The sequence below is a fragment of the Leuconostoc pseudomesenteroides KCTC 3652 genome, assembly GCF_014634745.1.
Lineage (GTDB): Bacteria > Bacillota > Bacilli > Lactobacillales > Lactobacillaceae > Leuconostoc > Leuconostoc pseudomesenteroides.
Genome location: NZ_BMBP01000005.1, coordinates 43,815 through 61,849 on the forward strand (window position 1 = coordinate 43,815; position 18,035 = coordinate 61,849).

Annotated in this window: 16 protein-coding genes; 14 read left to right on the forward strand and 2 right to left on the reverse strand. The window is 40.6% G+C overall.

What is annotated here, in order from left to right; all coding sequences use genetic code 11:
- The first annotated feature begins 8 nt into the window (after window positions 1-8).
- Together IEU65_RS06375 and IEU65_RS06380 are read left to right on the forward strand one after the other, a co-directional pair.
- Window positions 9-989: a DHH family phosphoesterase gene (locus tag IEU65_RS06375; protein ID WP_010275705.1), complete on the forward strand. Its 981-nt coding sequence runs from the start codon at window positions 9-11 to the stop codon at window positions 987-989.
- Complete coding sequence (locus tag IEU65_RS06380) at window positions 989-2,356, forward strand: DEAD/DEAH box helicase (RefSeq protein WP_010275708.1); 1,368 nt, start codon at window positions 989-991, stop codon at window positions 2,354-2,356. Before IEU65_RS06375 ends, IEU65_RS06380 begins: the two co-directional genes overlap by 1 nt.
- Window positions 2,357-2,412: 56 nt before the next feature.
- On the opposite strand, the gene rpsT is transcribed toward IEU65_RS06380, so the two are convergent.
- The gene (gene rpsT, locus IEU65_RS06385; RefSeq protein WP_004910538.1) at window positions 2,413-2,664 is read right to left on the reverse strand and encodes a 30S ribosomal protein S20; all 252 of its coding nucleotides are present in this window, start codon (window positions 2,662-2,664) and stop codon (window positions 2,413-2,415) included.
- 49 nt (window positions 2,665-2,713) lie between these two features.
- Window positions 2,714-2,983: a 30S ribosomal protein S15 gene (rpsO, locus tag IEU65_RS06390; RefSeq protein ID WP_004902545.1), complete on the reverse strand. Its 270-nt coding sequence runs from the start codon at window positions 2,981-2,983 to the stop codon at window positions 2,714-2,716.
- 194 nt (window positions 2,984-3,177) lie between these two features.
- Here rpsO and gatC point away from each other — a divergent pair, with 194 nt between their 5' ends.
- The 12 genes from gatC (at window position 3,178) to IEU65_RS06450 (ending at window position 18,034) form a co-directional block, all read left to right on the forward strand.
- On the forward strand, window positions 3,178-3,486 hold the full coding sequence (gatC, locus tag IEU65_RS06395; RefSeq protein WP_010275758.1) for an Asp-tRNA(Asn)/Glu-tRNA(Gln) amidotransferase subunit GatC: 309 nt from the start codon (window positions 3,178-3,180) through the stop codon (window positions 3,484-3,486).
- A 2-nt stretch (window positions 3,487-3,488) separates the two neighbouring features.
- Entirely contained in the window at window positions 3,489-4,955 is a 1,467-nt protein-coding gene (gatA, locus tag IEU65_RS06400) for an Asp-tRNA(Asn)/Glu-tRNA(Gln) amidotransferase subunit GatA (protein ID WP_010275762.1), read from the forward strand.
- Window positions 4,956-4,972: 17 nt separating this feature from the next.
- Window positions 4,973-6,412, forward strand: a complete 1,440-nt coding sequence (gene gatB, locus IEU65_RS06405) for an Asp-tRNA(Asn)/Glu-tRNA(Gln) amidotransferase subunit GatB (protein ID WP_010275767.1) — start codon at window positions 4,973-4,975, stop codon at window positions 6,410-6,412.
- 104 nt (window positions 6,413-6,516) lie between these two features.
- Window positions 6,517-7,500: a diacylglycerol kinase family lipid kinase gene (locus IEU65_RS06410; RefSeq protein WP_004910532.1), complete on the forward strand. Its 984-nt coding sequence runs from the start codon at window positions 6,517-6,519 to the stop codon at window positions 7,498-7,500.
- A gap of 74 nt (window positions 7,501-7,574) precedes the next feature.
- Window positions 7,575-8,972 (forward strand): 23S rRNA (uracil(1939)-C(5))-methyltransferase RlmD, encoded by a 1,398-nt coding sequence (gene rlmD / locus IEU65_RS06415; protein ID WP_010275773.1) that lies wholly within the window; start codon window positions 7,575-7,577, stop codon window positions 8,970-8,972.
- Window positions 8,973-9,088: 116 nt separating this feature from the next.
- On the forward strand, window positions 9,089-11,656 hold the full coding sequence (mutS, locus tag IEU65_RS06420; protein WP_010275777.1) for a DNA mismatch repair protein MutS: 2,568 nt from the start codon (window positions 9,089-9,091) through the stop codon (window positions 11,654-11,656).
- A 3-nt stretch (window positions 11,657-11,659) separates the two neighbouring features.
- Window positions 11,660-13,609, forward strand: coding sequence for a DNA mismatch repair endonuclease MutL (mutL, locus tag IEU65_RS06425; protein WP_010275781.1), 1,950 nt, complete (start codon window positions 11,660-11,662; stop codon window positions 13,607-13,609).
- 12 nt (window positions 13,610-13,621) lie between these two features.
- Window positions 13,622-14,140, forward strand: coding sequence for a YehS family protein (locus tag IEU65_RS06430; protein WP_010275787.1), 519 nt, complete (start codon window positions 13,622-13,624; stop codon window positions 14,138-14,140).
- 60 nt (window positions 14,141-14,200) lie between these two features.
- The gene (ndk, locus tag IEU65_RS06435; RefSeq protein WP_010275790.1) at window positions 14,201-14,620 is read left to right on the forward strand and encodes a nucleoside-diphosphate kinase; all 420 of its coding nucleotides are present in this window, start codon (window positions 14,201-14,203) and stop codon (window positions 14,618-14,620) included.
- A 30-nt stretch (window positions 14,621-14,650) separates the two neighbouring features.
- Window positions 14,651-14,890: a CsbD family protein gene (locus IEU65_RS06440; protein WP_010275792.1), complete on the forward strand. Its 240-nt coding sequence runs from the start codon at window positions 14,651-14,653 to the stop codon at window positions 14,888-14,890.
- Window positions 14,891-15,058: 168 nt separating this feature from the next.
- Complete coding sequence (murB, locus tag IEU65_RS06445) at window positions 15,059-15,937, forward strand: UDP-N-acetylmuramate dehydrogenase (RefSeq protein ID WP_010275796.1); 879 nt, start codon at window positions 15,059-15,061, stop codon at window positions 15,935-15,937.
- A 3-nt stretch (window positions 15,938-15,940) separates the two neighbouring features.
- Entirely contained in the window at window positions 15,941-18,034 is a 2,094-nt protein-coding gene (locus IEU65_RS06450; protein WP_010275799.1) for a Na+/H+ antiporter, read from the forward strand.
- Window position 18,035: the final 1 nt, after the last annotated feature.

Below are 18,035 nucleotides of genomic sequence, written 5' to 3' on the forward strand. Positions count from 1 at the left end.
GAATAGACATGGCACGTATTGAAGAGCAAATATTAGAACAAATTAAACGTTATGAAACCATTATTATCCATCGACATCAGCGACCTGATCCAGATGCCTTTGGCTCGCAATTAGGCCTAAAAGCGATACTGAAAGCTAGTTTTCCTGAAAAAAATATTTATGCTGTTGGGAAGCCTGTGCCAGGATTGGCTTGGATGAGTGAGACTGAGCCTTTTATGGACACAATTTCTGATGCAACCTATAATAAGGCTTTGGTGATCGTAACGGATACAGCAAATGCACCGCGAGTAGATGATCAGCGTTGGTCTAATGGTTTAGAAATTATCAAAATCGATCACCATCCAAATGATGATCAGTATGGCGATTGGCAATGGGTGAAAGAGGGTCATTCTGCTACAAGTACGATGATTTATGAGTTTTACGAGTTGCTGAAGGACCAAGGGCTTGTGATGACACAAGAGGCAGCCCGATTGCTGTATATTGGTATTGTTGGTGACACTGGTCGCTTTATGTACGGCATGGATTCTGAAACGTTCCGCGTTGTATCCGAGTTATTTAAATATCATTTTGACTATGAGACTGTTCATCATCACATGGAGACGATTTCCGAAAATGCGGCCAAGTTGTCTGGTTATGTATTACAAAATTTGACCATTTTGCCTTCAGGTTTCGCTTATATTGTCATGACCAAAGACTTGGTTAAAAAATTTAATTTGCAAGAGTCTGGAACAGCATTCGTTGTGCCACTGCCTTCAAAAATTGACTGTGTGAAAGCGTGGGCAATTTTTGAAGAACAAGATGAAGGTAATTTCCGTGTACGTTTACGGTCCAAAACCATTGTGATTAATCAAATTGCAAATCAATTTGATGGTGGTGGGCATCCAATGGCTTCGGGCGCATGGGCACAAGATAAGAATGATATTGCGCGACTAGTGAAAATTGTGGATAGTGCACTTATAGAAAAGTATGGTGTAGAAAAGGAAGATTGATGGCTGAAAAAGCAAACCAATTTGGACAATTTAATTTAAAACCCGAAATTATTACAGCATTAAGTGCGATTGGGTTTTATGAACCAACCCCAGTTCAGGCGAAGTTAATACCTGATATTTTGCAAGGACGTGATGTAGTTGGACAATCACAAACAGGTTCGGGTAAAACCCATACTTTTTTGATTCCAATTCTCAACGCATTGGAACAGAAAAAAAATTATGTTCAAGCTGTTATTACGACGCCTTCGCGTGAATTAGCAGCTCAAATTACACTTGCAACTAAATTATTTGCTGAACAGTTCAACCAGAATATTACTATTTCTGAATTTGTCGGTGGCACTGATAAGCAACGACAAATCAAGCATTTAGAACATCAACAGCCACAAATTGTGATTGGTACACCTGGCCGTATTAAAGATTTGGTTGAATCAGGTGCTTTGAAATTACATGCAGTCCGTACATTAGTTGTGGATGAAGCCGACATGACGCTTGATATGGGATTTTTGAGTGAAGTTGATTATATTGCAGGCGCAATGCCAGAGACATTGCAAACACTTGTTTTTAGTGCGACAATGCCGGAAAAGCTCAAGCCATTTTTAAAGAAATACCTCGATAATCCGCATTTTGAAGCGATTCCAGTCTCGACAGTGATTGCTGATACAATCGATAATTGGTTATTAGCGACGAAATCAAAAGATAAAAATGATGTCTTATTACAGGTTCTCACGATAGGGAATCCCTATTTGGCATTAGTGTTTGCAAATACAAAAGAGCGTGCAAAGGAAATTGCAAGTTATTTGCGTGGTCACGGTTTGAAAATAGCTGAAATACATGGTGATATTGAGCCACGTGAACGCCGCCGTGTGATGAAAGCAATTCAAAACCTAGAATATCAGTACGTGGTAGCTACTGATTTGGCGGCTCGCGGTATTGATATTGAAGGGGTCTCTCATGTTATTAATGATGATATTCCAGATGAGCTAGAATTTTTTGTTCATCGCGTCGGCCGTACCGGGAGAAATGGATTGCCTGGCTTGGCGATTACACTATATGGTCCGGATGAAGAAGATGAAGTGGCTGAACTGGAGTCACTGGGCATTGATTTTAAAGCAAAACAAATTAAAGACAATGAAATTGTTGATGTGAAAGATCGTCGGGCTCGTAAGCAACGTGTTGCAACCACTAAGAAACTGGATCCAACCATGGTTGGTATGGTCAAGAAAAAGAAAAAAATAGTTAAACCTGGTTATAAAAGGCGCATCAAAAATGCAATCAAACGTCAAGATCAAATGGATCGGCGTATTGCGCAGCGTCAAGAAATGCGTGCAACACGTAAAGCAAATAAAAAACGTGGGGAAACACGTTAGACACAAAAAAGACATGACATTGAATAATGTCATGTCTTTTTTTGACTGGTCGTTAATTACTTAACGTACTTAGCTAGACGTGACTTTTCACGTGAAGCCTTGTTCTTCTTAATCAAACCTTTTGAGTAGGCGTGATCAATTGCTGAAGAAGCAGCCTTATATAATTCTGCCAAATTATCTGCTCCGGCAACTGAAGCTTTTTCAAACTTTTTAACAGCTGTACGGTAAGCACTGATTTGGGGTTCGTTACGATCATGTTGCTTTTTCGTAAGACGAACACGTTGAATTGCTGATTCAATAACAGGCATATGTCTTTTCTCCTTAAATTTGATACGAGGCTTTCAAGTAATCCGAAGATTAACGACGCAAGCCTAAGCGTTGGATTAATTCACGATAACGTTGAATATCAGTATTGCGGAGGTAACGTAATAAGTTACGACGGCTACCAATTTTCTTCATCAAACCACGTTGTGAGTGGAAATCATGTTTGTGAGCTGCCATGTGTACGTTCAACTCGTTAATATCAGCAGTCAAAACTGCGATTTGTACTTCCGCTGAACCTGTATCGCCTTCGTGGCGGGCATATTCCTTAATGATTTCGTTCTTACGTTCTTGTGTAAGGGCCATAATCATATCCACCTTTCTAAAATGTCACCAAAAACTGTGTAAAACGACGGTGAGACGTCAAACAAAGTATTTGGTCGTGTTGTTTATACAACGTATTCAATTATACATGAAATGTCTTGAAATGCAAGGGCAATGACCTGATAGAGTGTGGTAAAATAATACAGTATATAAATTTGGAAGGAACTATCTCACACATGGCTGAAACAACAATAACACGTGACGAAGTTGCTCATGTCGCCGGTTTGGCTAAATTGGCGTTTAATGACACTGAATTAGACCAATTCACGACACAATTGAGTGATATTTTAAATATTTTTGATACCTTGAGTGAAGTTAATACGGATAATGTCGAGCCGACTTATTCTGTTACCGAGACTGTCAATCACTTGCGAGATGATGTCGCAAATAATTGGGGACAAAAGCAAGAACTGTTGGAGAATGCGCCTTTGGCGGCAGCTGGATTAATTAAAGTGCCAGCAATTCTAGATGGCGAGGGTGAATAAATATGACATTTAATTATTTTGAACATGATTTAGCCTCATTGCATGAGCAGTTGGTTAATAAAGAAATCACGGCAACGGAGTTGACCGAAGCCACGCTTGATAATATTGCCGCTACAGATGAACAATTACAAGCATTTATTTCAACTAACCCTGATGAAGCGCTAGCACAAGCAAAATTAATTGATGAAAAAGGCAATTTTGACAATGTGTTGACAGGTATTCCAGTTGGGTTAAAAGATAACTTGGCTACCAAGGGTATTCAAACAACGGGGGCCTCTCATATTTTGGAAGGCTTTAAACCAATCTATAATGCCACAGTGGTTGAAAAGTTATTCAATAATGGTGCCGTTTCAGTCGGTAAAACGAATATGGATGAGTTTGCGATGGGTGGCTCAACGGAAACTTCTTATTACAAGAAAACAACGAATGCATGGGACCATAGTAAGGTGCCTGGTGGGTCATCAGGTGGTTCTGCATCTGCCGTTGCGGGTGGACAAGTACCATTTGCTTTAGGCTCAGACACTGGTGGTTCCATTCGCCAGCCAGCTGCCTTTAATGGTATTGTTGGCATGAAACCAACTTATGGTCGCGTATCACGTTGGGGACTGTTCGCAATGGCATCATCGTTGGACCAAATTGGTCCTTTCACACGGACAGTTCAGGACAATGCTGCTGTTTTGAGTGCAATTGCTGGTTTTGACGCCCACGATTCAACAGCATCTCAGCGTGAAGTACCTGACTTTTCTAAGAAATTAACGGGTGATGTTAAGGGCTTGAAAATTGCTGTACCAAAAGAATATTTTGGAGAAGGTATTGATCCTAAAGTGGCACAGCAAGTTAAGGCTGCCATCGCTCAATTGGAGGCTTTAGGTGCTACGGTGGATGAAGTCAGTCTACCACACACAAAATATGGTGTCGCAGCCTATTATATTATTATGTCTTCAGAAGCTTCATCAAACTTACAACGATATGATGGTGTACGCTATGGTTTCCGAGCTGATGATGTTAAGAACTTGGAAGATTTATATGTTAAAACACGTTCAGAAGGATTTGGGGATGAGGTAAAGCGTCGTATCATGTTAGGAACTTTCTCTCTATCAGCTGGTGCTTATGACGCTTTCTTCAAAAAAGCTGCCAAGATTAGAACGTTATTAATTGAAGATTTTAACAAAGTCTTTGAAAAGTACGATGTAATCGTTGGACCAACTGCGCCAACTGTTGCCTATGGATTGGGTGAGGAAGTCGACGATCCAACAGCTATGTATTTGGCAGATGTATTAACCATTCCGGTTAATTTGGCAGGATTACCAGGATTGTCAGTGAACGCTGGTTTTGTTGACGGGCTACCAGTCGGTTTGCAAATCATTGGTAAACCTTTTGATGAACAAACTGTTTATCAAACTGGTTATGCTTACGAGCAAGCAAGTCACTTGTTTGATCAGCAGCCTGACATTGCGACAAAGTATTAAAAAGGAGGGGCACACAAATGGGAACTGGAAATTTTGAAACAACAATTGGACTTGAAGTCCACGTTGAAATGCAAACAAACTCTAAGCTGTTGTCACCCTCACCGGTACATTATGGTGATGAGCCTAATGAAAATACGAACGTGATTGATTTTGGCTATCCAGGTGTTTTGCCTGTTGCCAATAAAGGCGCGCTGGAATACGGTATGCGTGTGGCACTGGCGTTAAACGCAACTGTTTCACCATTTATTCGTTGGGACCGTAAGAACTATTTCTACCCTGATAATCCCAAGGCTTATCAGACAACACAGTCACAAACCCCCATTGGTACAAATGGTTATTTGGATGTGACTTTGGACGATGGTACAGTGAAACGTGTTCGCATTAAAGAAATGCACGTTGAAGAGGATGCTGGAAAAAACACACACGGTAGCGACGGTTATTCATATGTTGATTTGAATCGTCAAGGGACACCGTTGATTGAAATTGTGTCTGAGCCAGATATTGCCTCACCAGAAGAAGCATATGCTTACCTTGAACAATTACGTCAAGCCGTTTTGTTCACAGGCGTGTCTGAAGCCAAAATGCAAGAGGGGCAAATGCGTGCCGATGTCAATATCTCAATTCGACCATACGGATCAGATACTTACGGAACCAAGGTTGAAATGAAAAATATCAACTCGTTTAACTATGTTCGTAATGCATTGATATTTGAAGAAAAGCGTCAAGCTGAAGTGCTCCGCGCTGGTGGTGAAATTCGTCAGGAAACACGACGATATGATGAACCTACAAAGTCAACGATTTTAATGCGTGTCAAAGAAGGCGCTGATGATTACCGCTATTTTCCAGAACCTGATTTGTCACCAGTGGTTATCGATCAAACATGGATTGATGAAGTTGCAGCAAGCTTACCCAAGTCAGCTGGTGAGCGCCGCGACCACTATGTGAACGACCTTGGTATTGAGCCGTATGATGCTGAAGTGTTAACGCAGACACTGGCTATGGCTAATTTTTATGATGATACAATTGCCGCTGGTGCTGATGCTAAACGTGCAGCGAATTATTTGATTGGTGATGTCAATGCTTATATGAACAAACATCAAGTAGAATTGCAAGATACAGAGCTGACCCCAGAACATTTGGCGGGCATGGTGAAATTGATTGAAGATGGTACAATTTCAACCAAACAAGCCAAACAAGTTTTTGAAGCGATCATGACAGGTGAAGAGCCTGAGGCATTCGCAAAAGCGCATGGCTTAGTGCAACTAAGTGATCCCGATGTATTGTTAGCTTGGATTACTGAAGTGTTGGATAACAATCCACAATCAATCGAAGACTTTAAGGGTGGAAAAGATCGTGCTACGGGTTATTTGATTGGTCAATTGATGAAAATGTCAAAGGGACAGGCTAACCCAGGTGTTTTGAACAAGTTATTGTTGGCAGAATTAAACAAACGCTAAACCAACTGTTAATTTAGTGAAGCAAATGCATTGCTTCATGTACATATATTTCTCAGAAAGGAAACATGTGACTGACGTTACTATGTCGGTTAACATGCTTAACTATGAAACGAGCAAGAATCATCTATAATCCGACTTCTGGTCGAGAAGCAATTAAACGTGAAATGCTAGATATTTTATCTGTCTACGAAAAGGCTGGTTACGAAACATCTGCTTTTGCGACAACACCTGAGCCGATGAGTGCTGCTAAGGAAGCTAAACGAGCTGCAGAAGAAGGCTTTGATTTGATTGTTGCTGCTGGTGGGGACGGTACGATTAACGAGGTTGTGAATGGCTTGTCGCCCTTGAAGCAACGTCCTATGATGGCTGTCATTCCAGCGGGAACAACTAATGATTATGCGCGTGCTTTAAAATTACCTCGTGACGAACCACTAGAAGCCGCCAAGGTTATTTTACAAAATGAGACCATTAAAATGGATATTGGTCAAATTGATAAAGATGACAAGACAAAATATTTCATGAATATTGCGGCACTAGGGACCATTAGTGAAGTGACTTATGCAGTGCCATCATTGATGAAATCTTTGTATGGTTATCTTGCTTATTTGGTCAAAGGTGCAGAATTGTTGACTCGGATCAAACCGGTTAATGCGACGGTGCAATATGACGACGGTGAATATTCCGGTAGTATTTCCATGATTTTTTTGGCATTAACCAATTCGGTCGGTGGATTTGAATCAATTGTACCTGATGCACAACTCGATGATGGTCGGTTCACATTGCTCATTATTAAAGAATCAAATTTGGGACAAATACTACAAATGGTTGCCCAAATGATTAATGGTGGTAAGCATATTAACAACCCAAATTTGATTTATAAAAAGACAAATAAAGTTGAAATTTTGCCACTAAATAATGCCCAAATGAAAGTCAATATTGATGGTGAATATGGTGGAGATGCACCGATGGTATTTACTGATTTGCAGCAACATATCGAGTTTGTGGCTAACCGTTCAGGCATGTCTGAGACAGTTGTTAGTGATGCCAAACGCAAGTTTGTTGAAGCTGCAGAAAAATTAGAGAATTGATTATTTAGCAAACGTGTTCCTGTTGCAATTTTATTTAAGTGCGTATCAAAAGGCGCGAGAAAGTAGTTATTATCATGGCGAAAGCTAATCGAGTTTATCCAAAAAAAGTACCAGTTAGTAAGAACCAAGAAGTTGAAGCTGAAGTAATTGATATTACTTATCAAGGCATGGGCGTCATCAAAATTGATAGTTTTCCAATTTTTGTTGTTGACGCGATTCCTGGAGAGACCATCCGTGTTGTTGTGACGAAAGTTCTTAAGAATTATGCATTTGGACGTGTTATCAAGCGTGTAACTGTTTCGCCAGATCGTGTGTCCGACGTTGATCAAGTTGCAATTACAACAGGAATTGCGCCATTAGCCAATTTAAAGTATGATGCGCAACTTAAGTTTAAACAGCGTCAAATTGAACAATTATTCAAAAAGGTTAACGTACCAGTTACTGTTGCACCAACTATTGGGATGACCAATCCTACGGCTTATCGTAATAAGGCGCAGGTTCCGGTGCAAATGATTGATGGTCAACTGACAACCGGATTTTATCGGCGAGGCTCACATAAACTCGTACCAGTTGATAATTTTTACATTCAAGATCCAAAAGTGGATGAAGCAGTTCGTGTAACACGAGATATTCTGCGAGACTACAATGTATCTGCTTATGATGAACATACCAAAAAAGGTGTCGTCCGGCACATTATGGCTCGCCGTGGTTATTACTCACACGAATTGATGGTCGTTATTGTTACTAATACCAAACGTTTGCCTGAAGCCGAAGAAATTGCCGACAAATTACGAGCAAAGTTACCAGAACTAAAGAGTTTTATTCATAATATTAATAACCATGATACTAATGTGATTATGGGTGATTGGAATGAAACAATCTGGGGTGCGGATGATATTCACGATCAGTTAATGGGCAAAGATTTTGTGATTGGACCAAATTCTTTCTACCAGGTTAATCCACAGACAACATCTGTACTCTATACTTTAGCGGCCAAAAAAGCCGGATTGAAAGCCACGGATACAGTCGTTGATGCATATTCTGGTATTGGAACCATTACTTTATCAGTTGCTGATCAGGTGAAAAAAGTTTATGGTGTTGAAGTGATTGAAGGTGCTGTTGCTGATGCAGAAAAGAATGCACATAATAATCATATTGGTAATGTAGAGTTTGTGTTGGCTGATGCACCAGAACAAATGGTAAAGTGGGCAAATGAAGGCTTAAAACCTGATGTTGTGTTTGTTGATCCACCACGAAAAGGGCTAACTTCTGAATTGATTGAAGCAGTTAGTACCATGGCACCTGAGACTTTTGTTTACATCAGTTGTAATCCAGCTACTTTAGCACGTGATGCTGTCGAAATTTTAGCAAATGGTTACGTGATTGATGGCGACATTCAACCGCTCGACCAATTTCCACAGACAACGCATATTGAGAGTGTCACTGTCTTTAAGCGCGGTGTAAAATCATAATTTGACAAGACAAGTCAATCGTTCACGTGGCATCATTTGGTGTATGTGAGCGTTTTTATTAGCAAGTTGTAAAATATCGTATGGTAAAATTATAGTTATGAAAAGAGGCATTGATTATGGGCAAAACCGCTGATACACCGATGATGGTGCAGTATCATGAAATCAAAAAGCAATATCCTGACGCATTCGTTTTTTATCGTTTGGGAGATTTTTACGAGTTGTTTGAAGATGACGCTGTTTTGGGTGCAAAATTACTAGAATTAACGTTAACGGCACGTAATAAAAATGCTGAAAACCCAGTGCCGATGGCTGGCATTCCCCACCATGCGGCACAAAATTATATTGATATTCTAGTCGATCAAGGCTATAAAGTCGCCATTGTTGAGCAAATGGAAGATCCAGCCGTTGCACAAGGTATGGTGAAACGTGATGTTGTTCAACTGATAACACCTGGTACTAAGATGCTTGGTGGAGCAGGCAATGATAAGCAAAATAACTATTTAGCAGCAATTTTACCAGATGACCAGCGTTTCAGTCTCAGTTACATTGATTTATCAACCGGTGAGTTAAAAGTAACAACGATTAAGCGTTTTGAAGATGTGATAGATGAGTTACGTTCTCTTGAAGTTAAAGAAGTGGTGCTGTTAAAAAATGATGAACAAACAATCACCTTACAGCTGGCTAATCAATTAGGTGAAGAAGGGTTGGTAGTATCAACTCAAGAATCGGCTGAAGCGAATGCTACTGTGAGCTTTTTAACCAAGGGATTAGCCAATGCAAGTGAAGCAAGTGTTACAGCGCTTTTATTGAACTACTTATTTGATACGCAACGACGCAATCTTGAACATATTGTCCCCGCTGAGAGTTATGAGCGTCTTGCCTACCTTAAATTCAATCAAGATACCCGTACGAATTTGGATTTGGTCGAAAATGCTAGAACCCATAAAAAATCTGGTTCATTATTAGGTTTAATTGATGAAACCAAAACGGCGATGGGTGGACGCCTATTAAAACAATGGTTATTGAAACCATTACGCGATATTGATGACATTAACCATCGATTAGATGTTGTTTCGGCCTTTCAATCTGCTTTTTTTGTTCGTGGTGCGCTACAAGACCATTTAAAATCAGTTTATGATTTGGAACGATTGGCGGCACGTGCGGCAATGGGAACAATGAATCCCCGTGAACTGGTGCAGTTGAAGCGATCGTTATCTGCTATTCCGGGGATGAAATCAGTTTTGGCTGAGGGTGATATTATCTTGAGCTCGGCCGGTGGTGAATTAGATGCAATGGCTGACTTAGCAGGTTTAATTGATGAAGCAATCGTTGATGATCCGCCAGTTAGTGTTCGTGAGGGTGATCTGATTAACACAGGTTTCGATAGTAAAATTGACGATTATCGTCGTGTGTTAACAGAAAACCAACAATGGTTAGCACAGTTAGAAACGGATGAACGTGCTACAACAGGCATCAACACATTAAAAGTGAAATACAATAAAAACTTTGGCTTTTTCATTGAAGTGTCGCGAGCCAACGTTGCTAAGTTACCTGAAGGACGCTATGAACGGCGTCAAACCTTGACGAACGCAGAACGCTTTGTCACACCTGAATTAAAAGAACACGAAAGCCTGATTAACGAAGCTCAGCTTAAGCGAGCGGAACGTGAATACGAATTGTTTGTTACAGTGCGAGAGCGGGTCAAGGCTAACATCAATCGCCTTCAGACCTTAGCACGCCAAGTAGCGCGTTTAGATGTGTTAGCAAGTTTAGCAGATGTAGCGGACAGCCATCGTTTTGTTAGACCAACGTTTACGAATGACAATGTCATTGATATCAAACAAGGCCGTCATCCTGTCGTCGAATCGTTATTAGCCACTGGTGAGTTTGTTGCCAACGATGTTTTGCTTGATCAAGATACCAGTATGCAGTTAATTACAGGACCAAATATGGCCGGAAAATCAACGTACATGAGAGAATTGGCGTTGATTGTGATGTTAGCACAAATGGGCAGTTTCGTCCCCGCTGACAGCGCTGTGTTGCCAGTGTTTGATCAAATTTTTACCCGAATCGGGGCAAACGATGATATGGCAATGGGTCAGTCAACATTCATGGTGGAAATGGCTGAAGCCAATTTGGCGTTGCAAGAAGCCACTGCGCATTCCTTGATTTTATTTGACGAGTTAGGTCGTGGGACGGCTACTTACGATGGCATGGCACTTGCGCAAGCAATTATTGAATATTTGGATGCCCATGTCCACGCCAAAACACTTTTTTCCACTCACTATCATGAACTAACGGCACTAGCCAATCAACATGCAAGTATCGTTAATGTTCATGTTGGCGCGGTTGAGGATGAAGCAGGTAAGCTTCATTTTCTACATCAAATTCAAGTGGGACCAGCTGACAAATCATATGGTATTCACGTGGCAGCCTTGGCTGGATTGCCAGAAACATTAATTGCAAATGCTACCAACATTTTGAGCGGATTAGAGCAAGGCAGCATAACCAGTCAACCTACCAGTGAAACACCTGCGAGTCAGCAAGTAGCGTTGTTTAATGTGGACGCGGTAGATCAGAACACTGAAAAGTTGTTAGCAAAATTAGATCAGATTACAATTGCCACAATGACGCCCTTGGACGCACTGAATTTGTTAGCAGATTTGAAGAAATTGAGGTCATAAATTATGACACGTATACATGAATTATCTAATCTTTTAGCCAACCAAATTGCAGCGGGTGAAGTGATTGAGAGACCGGCTAGTGTTGTCAAAGAGCTGGTTGAAAATGCCATAGATGCGGGTGCCACTCAAATTGAAATTTTAGTTGAAGATGCCGGTGAATCAATGATTCGCGTCGTTGATAATGGTGATGGCATTGACCCTGAAGATGTGCCACTGGCATTTACCAGACATGCAACAAGTAAAATTAACGATCGCCATGATTTATTTAATATCATGTCGCTGGGATTTCGAGGTGAAGCCTTACCATCAATTGCCGCAATTGCAGACGTTACATTGAATACAACCACTGCCGCTTCAAACACCGGGCTCATGTATCATATCAAGGGCGGGAAGCAAGTGTCAGCAACACCTGCTAATGGACGTCGCGGAACGGTGGTAACGGTTAGAGATTTGTTTTACAACACGCCAGCGCGTTTGAAATATCTCAAACGCCCACAAACAGAATTAGCGCGTATTGCAGACATTATGAATCGTATTGCTTTGTCTTATGCTAATATTGCTTTCACTGTGACAGCCGATGGTCGGAATTTGTTGCAAACAACTGGTAATGGTAACCAGCAACAAGTGGTAGCTGCTATTTATGGTCGTGATGTTGCGCAAAAAATGGTTGAAATTGGTGGTGAAGATGATGATTTCAACGTGACTGGCTTCATTTCATTACCAGAATTGACACGAGGATCACGAGATTATTTAACCATTTTAATAAATGGTCGATTCATTAAAAATTTTGCAGTTTCGAATGCTGTTATTCGTGGCTATGGTTCTAAATTGATGGTTGGTCGTTTTCCAATGGGTGTAGTAAATGTCAGCACTAGTCCGTTGTTGATTGATGTCAATGTTCACCCGCAAAAGTCTGAGGTACGATTATCAAAAGAGACTGAATTGGCTGATTTAATTATCAAAACGATTAAAGACAGATTGGCCGATGAAAATTTAATTCCCGATGCCTATGAAAATTTGTACGGTAAACCTCAGGAGACTCATCAGCCAGCGCCCAAAGCTAAACAACTAGCACCGTGGACGTCAAGTGAAAAGCCACCGATAGTTGCGCCAGCAAAAATAGATGATGAAGCGGTTGTTGCCATAAGGGACAAACGTCAATTAACGGATTCAGCAGTAAAGTCTTTTGCCGAGAAGTATCAACATGAAGAGGGAATATTAATTTTTGACAGTGAACCAGTCAACCAGATTGCCGAAGAGATGCCGAGCTATCACGCCCAGATGATTGCTGATCAACAAATCCTTGATGTCGCGCCCAAAAGCCAGAGTGGTTTTCCAGAATTAGATTATATTGGACAAATGCACGGTACATTTCTATTTGCTCAAAGTAGTGAAGGGTTGTATCTTATTGATCAACATGCTGCTCAAGAGCGTGTTAAATATGAATATTATCGAGAAGAAATTGGGCTTGTGGGGCAGGATAAGCAACGTTTGTTAGTACCAATTACGATTACATATTCGGCAGCAGATATGTTGAAAATTGCTGATCATGAAACCGATTTAGAACAGGTTGGATTACATCTAGAACCTTTTGGGGCGACAACAGTGATTATTCGTGAACATCCAACGTGGTTTGTCAAAGGTCAAGAAGAAGATACGATTAAAGAGATGGTAGACTGGATTTTAAGGGATGGTCATTTAACCATTGCAGAATTTCGTGAACGAACAGCCATTATGATGAGTTGCAAACGTTCAATTCGGGCCAATATGCATCTGAGTGATTTGCAGGCACGTACACTTTTGCAATCATTGGCGCAGACAGAGAACCCTTATAATTGCCCACACGGACGTCCGGTATTGACAAGTTTCACATTAAATGAAATGGAAAAGATGTTTAAGCGCATTCAAGACGCGCATGAAGCTTGGGAAGAATATGATAATCATCCTTACTAATTTGGAGAAATGATGAATAACAACGATATTATTATTCGATTGCGCTACGCACTTAATATTAAAAATGCTGATATGATCACGATTTTTGATTTGGGCGGTGTCACAATTGATGAGCAACAATTACATGATTTGTTAACCAAACAGACACCAGAAGCTAAGCGAGATGAAAAAGTTTCAATCACAATGTTGGAATCTTTTATGAATGGTTTAATCATTTCACAGCGTGGTCATAAAACTGGTGCTGATTTGAAGCCGATACCACCGACGTTTGATATGACCAATGATGAGCGTATTAATAATGTGGTCATTAAAAAACTGAAAATTGCAATGGGTTACACTAGCGATGATTTAATGAGCTTTATGAAGACGGCGGGCATTACTATTTCTAAAAGTGAATTAAGTGCCATATTGCGACGACCAGATCATCGTAATTACAAGCCGGCTGGTGATCGCTATTTGCGTAATTTGTTGAAAGGCATGGCAATGACCTATCGCCCTGAGGATGTTAAACGTACTGCACGAAAACATTGACTTGTAACCGCTTTCTTTATTAGGTAAAATAGAAGTACAAGCTAATCAAAGGAGCTCGCGATGACTGAACGAACATTTATGATGATTAAACCAGATGGTGTGAAACGTGCTAAAATTGGTGAAATTATTAAGCGAATTGAGAATAAAGGTTACCATATTACCAAAATGAAAATGGTATTGCCGGATGAAACTTTGTTAGCACAACACTATGCTGAACATGTTGGCAAATCATTTTATCCATCTTTATTGCGTTACATGACCTCTGGACCGGTTATTGCAATGGTGGGTGAAGGCACGAACATAGTTGCTGGTTGGCGTACACTTATGGGCACGACTAACCCAACAAAGGCCGCACCGGGAACGATTCGTGGTGATTTGGGTCGTGAATGGGATGTTGAAGCGATGATGAACATTGTCCATGGTTCTGACTCAGTTGAAGCTGCCGAGCGTGAAATTGCGCTATGGTTTGATGAAGATTAGCTAAAGTATTGTCAATAAAGGAGAAAAAGCATGGCAGAAGACAACAAATTTCAAAACGCTACTGATAAATTGATTGGTAAAGCAAAAGAACTTGAAGGTCGGTTGACCGGTGATAAAGAGCGTGAAGTTGAAGGAAAGACACAATCACTAAAGGGTCAAGCAAAAGATGATGTGCAAAAAGTACGCGATACGGCACATGACGCTGTTGATGCTGCCAAAGGTTTTGTTAAAGGCCTCAAGGGTGACAGTGACGACAAAGACGCCCAGTAATTAAGAGAAAATCACTTCTAACAAGTGATTTTTTTTATGCATCAACTAATTAAAGTTATCAATTTCGTAAAAATGATTGAAAAATATGCTAAACAAATGCCGCCTACCATCGTAGAATGCCTTAAAGTTTGGTAAAATGGTATATATGGCCTTTGGAGACGAAAAAACATGCATTTTGAGCAAATAGAAATATTAGAACAACAATCTTTGGCACCCTACGCGTATACGCAAGCCGGAGGCGTTGTTGATTACCTCGCAATTCCAAAATCACAAAATGATTTAAAAAAGTTACTCATTTGGGCAAAAAATAAAGCAATGCCTGTGCAAGTGTTTGGACGACTATCAAATTTAGTGGTTCGAGATGGTGGCCTACGTGGATTAACTATTCTATTGCACGATCTGCATGATGTGCAAGTTAGTGATCATATGCTTATTGCAGATGCTGGTGCGGATCTCATCTGGGTTGCTGAGCAAGCGCTCGAACATGGTTTGACTGGTCTCGAATGGGGCGCAGGAATACCGGGCACTGTTGGTGGTGCAGTATTTATGAACGCTGGCGCGTATGGTGGGCAAACTGATATGGTCGTAAGTTCAGTAGATGCCTTGTTACCTAGTGGTGAGATAAAGACATTTAGTAATGAAGCGATTGACTTTGATTACCGCCACTCAATTTTTCAAGATAATCATGGCATTATCTTGCGAGCAACATTTACCCTGCAATCAGGGGAACCTGAAATGATTAAAGCTCGTATGGATGAGAATAACTTTAAGCGTGCGAATAAGCAACCCCTAAATTATCCATCCAATGGTTCGGTGTTCAAACGACCAACTGGTTATTTTGCTGGGAAGCTCATCATGGATTCCGGTTTGCAAGGTGTCAGAGTTGGTGGGGTTGAAGTGTCACAGAAACATGCTGGATTTATGGTTAATGTGGCGCATGGTACAGGAAACGACTACGAGGATTTGATCAAATTTGTTCAGCAAACAGTTCAAGATAAATATGGTGTGACATTGGAAGCAGAAGTTAGAATTATGGGAGAAAGATAACACATGGCAATATTAGAATTAATCGTTATATTAATTATTGCTGTTACGGTTTCAAATGTTATCTCTCATTTCATTCCCGAAATTCCAGTTAGTTTGTTCCAAATTGTGATTGGGTTATTTTTGGCCTTTGCATTTGGTATTTATGTTGATGTTGATTCGCATTGGTTTATGTTGTTATTTATTGCGCCATTGCTATTTAATGATGCTTGGCGCTTCCCAAAACGGGAATTATGGGAATTACGTGGTCCAATTTTAGGTAATGCCATCATATTAGTTCTATTGACTACGCTAGTAGGTGGTTTCTTCATTCATTTATTAATTCCACAGTTTCCTAGATCGGTTGCCTTGGCATTAGCTGCAGTTGTATCACCAACTGATCCAGTTGCTGTGCAAGCTATTGCTAGACGTGTCAAATTACCGGCCAACGTGATGCATGTTGTTTCTGGGGAAAGTCTAATCAACGATGCCAGCGGTTTGGTGAGCTTCAACACCGCCATTAAAGCCACTGTTGCAGGTACTTTTTTGATTGGTAGTGCGATTGGTAACTTTTTCTGGATGACCATCGTTGGTTTGATTGTTGGTTTGGTGATTGGTAGTTTTGTAAGTTGGTTACGAGATTCATTTGATCGTGCTGGTTTAAATGATGTGGTTTTTCACACTGTTGTGACATTAGTAATGCCTTTTATTATTTATTGGATTGCAGAAGGTGTATTTCATTCATCTGGGGTTATTGCTGTTGTAGCTGGTGGTGTCTTGTCCAAAATTTTAAGCGACCAGCATATTAATGCGCGGTCCCCAGAAATTAGCGTGGTAGCCGTTCGAACATGGGAAATTTTTGTTTATTTACTTAATGGCACAATCTTTGTGTTACTAGGAATTGAGTTACCAGCTGCTATGACTAGTATTTTTCGTAGTACCCAAATACATACCGGTATGGCAATTTTCTACGGTGTTACTGTCTGGTTCATTGTATTTGCTATCAGGACGGTTTGGGCGTACGGGACGCAAATTACTTACCATTTACAACATAGAGAACGACGTGTTTCATTTCGAACAGCTGTCACGTCTGGTTTGACGGGCGTGCGTGGCGCCGTTACGATGGCAGCGGTGTTGACAGTGCCGTCCGTTATTGATGACGGTAGTGCATTTCCACAGCGTAATTTGCTCATTTTTGTGGCAGCAGTTGTTGTGATTATGAGTTTGTTAGTCGCCACTGTGATGCTTCCGATTGTGACTAAAGAGCGGGCAACTCATGATTTTACGCAACCTGAAATTGCTGAAGTTGAGCCAACTGCACCAAAAAAGAGTAAAGTTGATTTAACAGAAGCACAGGCTCGTATTTTTGCGATTCAAATTGGGATACAAGTGTTACGCGAACAACAAAATGATGATAATCGTACTATCGTTTACGAGCTGATTAGTCGCAAACAACAAACTATGGCACAAATCAGACGGCAACTTGATAAGAAAAATCCATCCCACAATGTTGAAAATGACCGAGAACTACGTTTTGTGGCTTTAGAGGCACAGCGTGACCGTTTGCGGCAGTTATTGGCAGATGAAATGATTTCCGTGCTTACTTATTCTGCACAGACGAGGCGATTAGATCGTCTGGAAAATTTAATTAATTCTGACCAACATTATCATATTTCAACGCAATGGTTATTGATTCTGATTAGACGTGGACTACGAAGCATTAGAATTTGGCTTTCAGATGAGTCAACTGACAAATTTAGACAAGAAACATCGCTAGCCATCACAGAAACTTCTAAAGCAGCAATTAAGGCGTTATCTGAATACATGGAAAAGTATAACGGTGATACTGTTTCACATCGAATGGAACGGCAAGCTGCTTATAATTTAATTGTTGGTTATCGCAATCGTATTGAAAATGAAAAGCATGATGATACCCCTGAGCAGCGCGATTTGGACGATAAAAATCGTATGGAACTTGAAGTTAAAGCGTTGAATGTTCAGCGTGAAACAATCCAGCAACTTTATGAACAAGGTAGAATTACGCGTCAGGCGGGCATTAACATTCGTCAATTTATTAACTATGCTGAAACAGCAGCTTTAGCAGGAAGGGATGAAGAGTAAC

What these genes read in the sequence shown, in the direction of transcription:
- IEU65_RS06375 (WP_010275705.1), top strand. Translation starts at nt 9, where the DNA reads ATGGCACGTATTGAAGAGCAAATATTAGAACAAATTAAACGTTATGAA.
- IEU65_RS06380 (WP_010275708.1), top strand. Translation starts at nt 989, where the DNA reads ATGGCTGAAAAAGCAAACCAATTTGGACAATTTAATTTAAAACCCGAA.
- rpsT (WP_004910538.1), bottom strand. Translation starts at nt 2,664, where the DNA reads ATGCCTGTTATTGAATCAGCAATTCAACGTGTTCGTCTTACGAAAAAG.
- rpsO (WP_004902545.1), bottom strand. Translation starts at nt 2,983, where the DNA reads ATGGCCCTTACACAAGAACGTAAGAACGAAATCATTAAGGAATATGCC.
- gatC (WP_010275758.1), top strand. Translation starts at nt 3,178, where the DNA reads ATGGCTGAAACAACAATAACACGTGACGAAGTTGCTCATGTCGCCGGT.
- gatA (WP_010275762.1), top strand. Translation starts at nt 3,489, where the DNA reads ATGACATTTAATTATTTTGAACATGATTTAGCCTCATTGCATGAGCAG.
- gatB (WP_010275767.1), top strand. Translation starts at nt 4,973, where the DNA reads ATGGGAACTGGAAATTTTGAAACAACAATTGGACTTGAAGTCCACGTT.
- IEU65_RS06410 (WP_004910532.1), top strand. Translation starts at nt 6,517, where the DNA reads ATGAAACGAGCAAGAATCATCTATAATCCGACTTCTGGTCGAGAAGCA.
- rlmD (WP_010275773.1), top strand. Translation starts at nt 7,575, where the DNA reads ATGGCGAAAGCTAATCGAGTTTATCCAAAAAAAGTACCAGTTAGTAAG.
- mutS (WP_010275777.1), top strand. Translation starts at nt 9,089, where the DNA reads ATGGGCAAAACCGCTGATACACCGATGATGGTGCAGTATCATGAAATC.
- mutL (WP_010275781.1), top strand. Translation starts at nt 11,660, where the DNA reads ATGACACGTATACATGAATTATCTAATCTTTTAGCCAACCAAATTGCA.
- IEU65_RS06430 (WP_010275787.1), top strand. Translation starts at nt 13,622, where the DNA reads ATGAATAACAACGATATTATTATTCGATTGCGCTACGCACTTAATATT.
- ndk (WP_010275790.1), top strand. Translation starts at nt 14,201, where the DNA reads ATGACTGAACGAACATTTATGATGATTAAACCAGATGGTGTGAAACGT.
- IEU65_RS06440 (WP_010275792.1), top strand. Translation starts at nt 14,651, where the DNA reads ATGGCAGAAGACAACAAATTTCAAAACGCTACTGATAAATTGATTGGT.
- murB (WP_010275796.1), top strand. Translation starts at nt 15,059, where the DNA reads ATGCATTTTGAGCAAATAGAAATATTAGAACAACAATCTTTGGCACCC.
- IEU65_RS06450 (WP_010275799.1), top strand. Translation starts at nt 15,941, where the DNA reads ATGGCAATATTAGAATTAATCGTTATATTAATTATTGCTGTTACGGTT.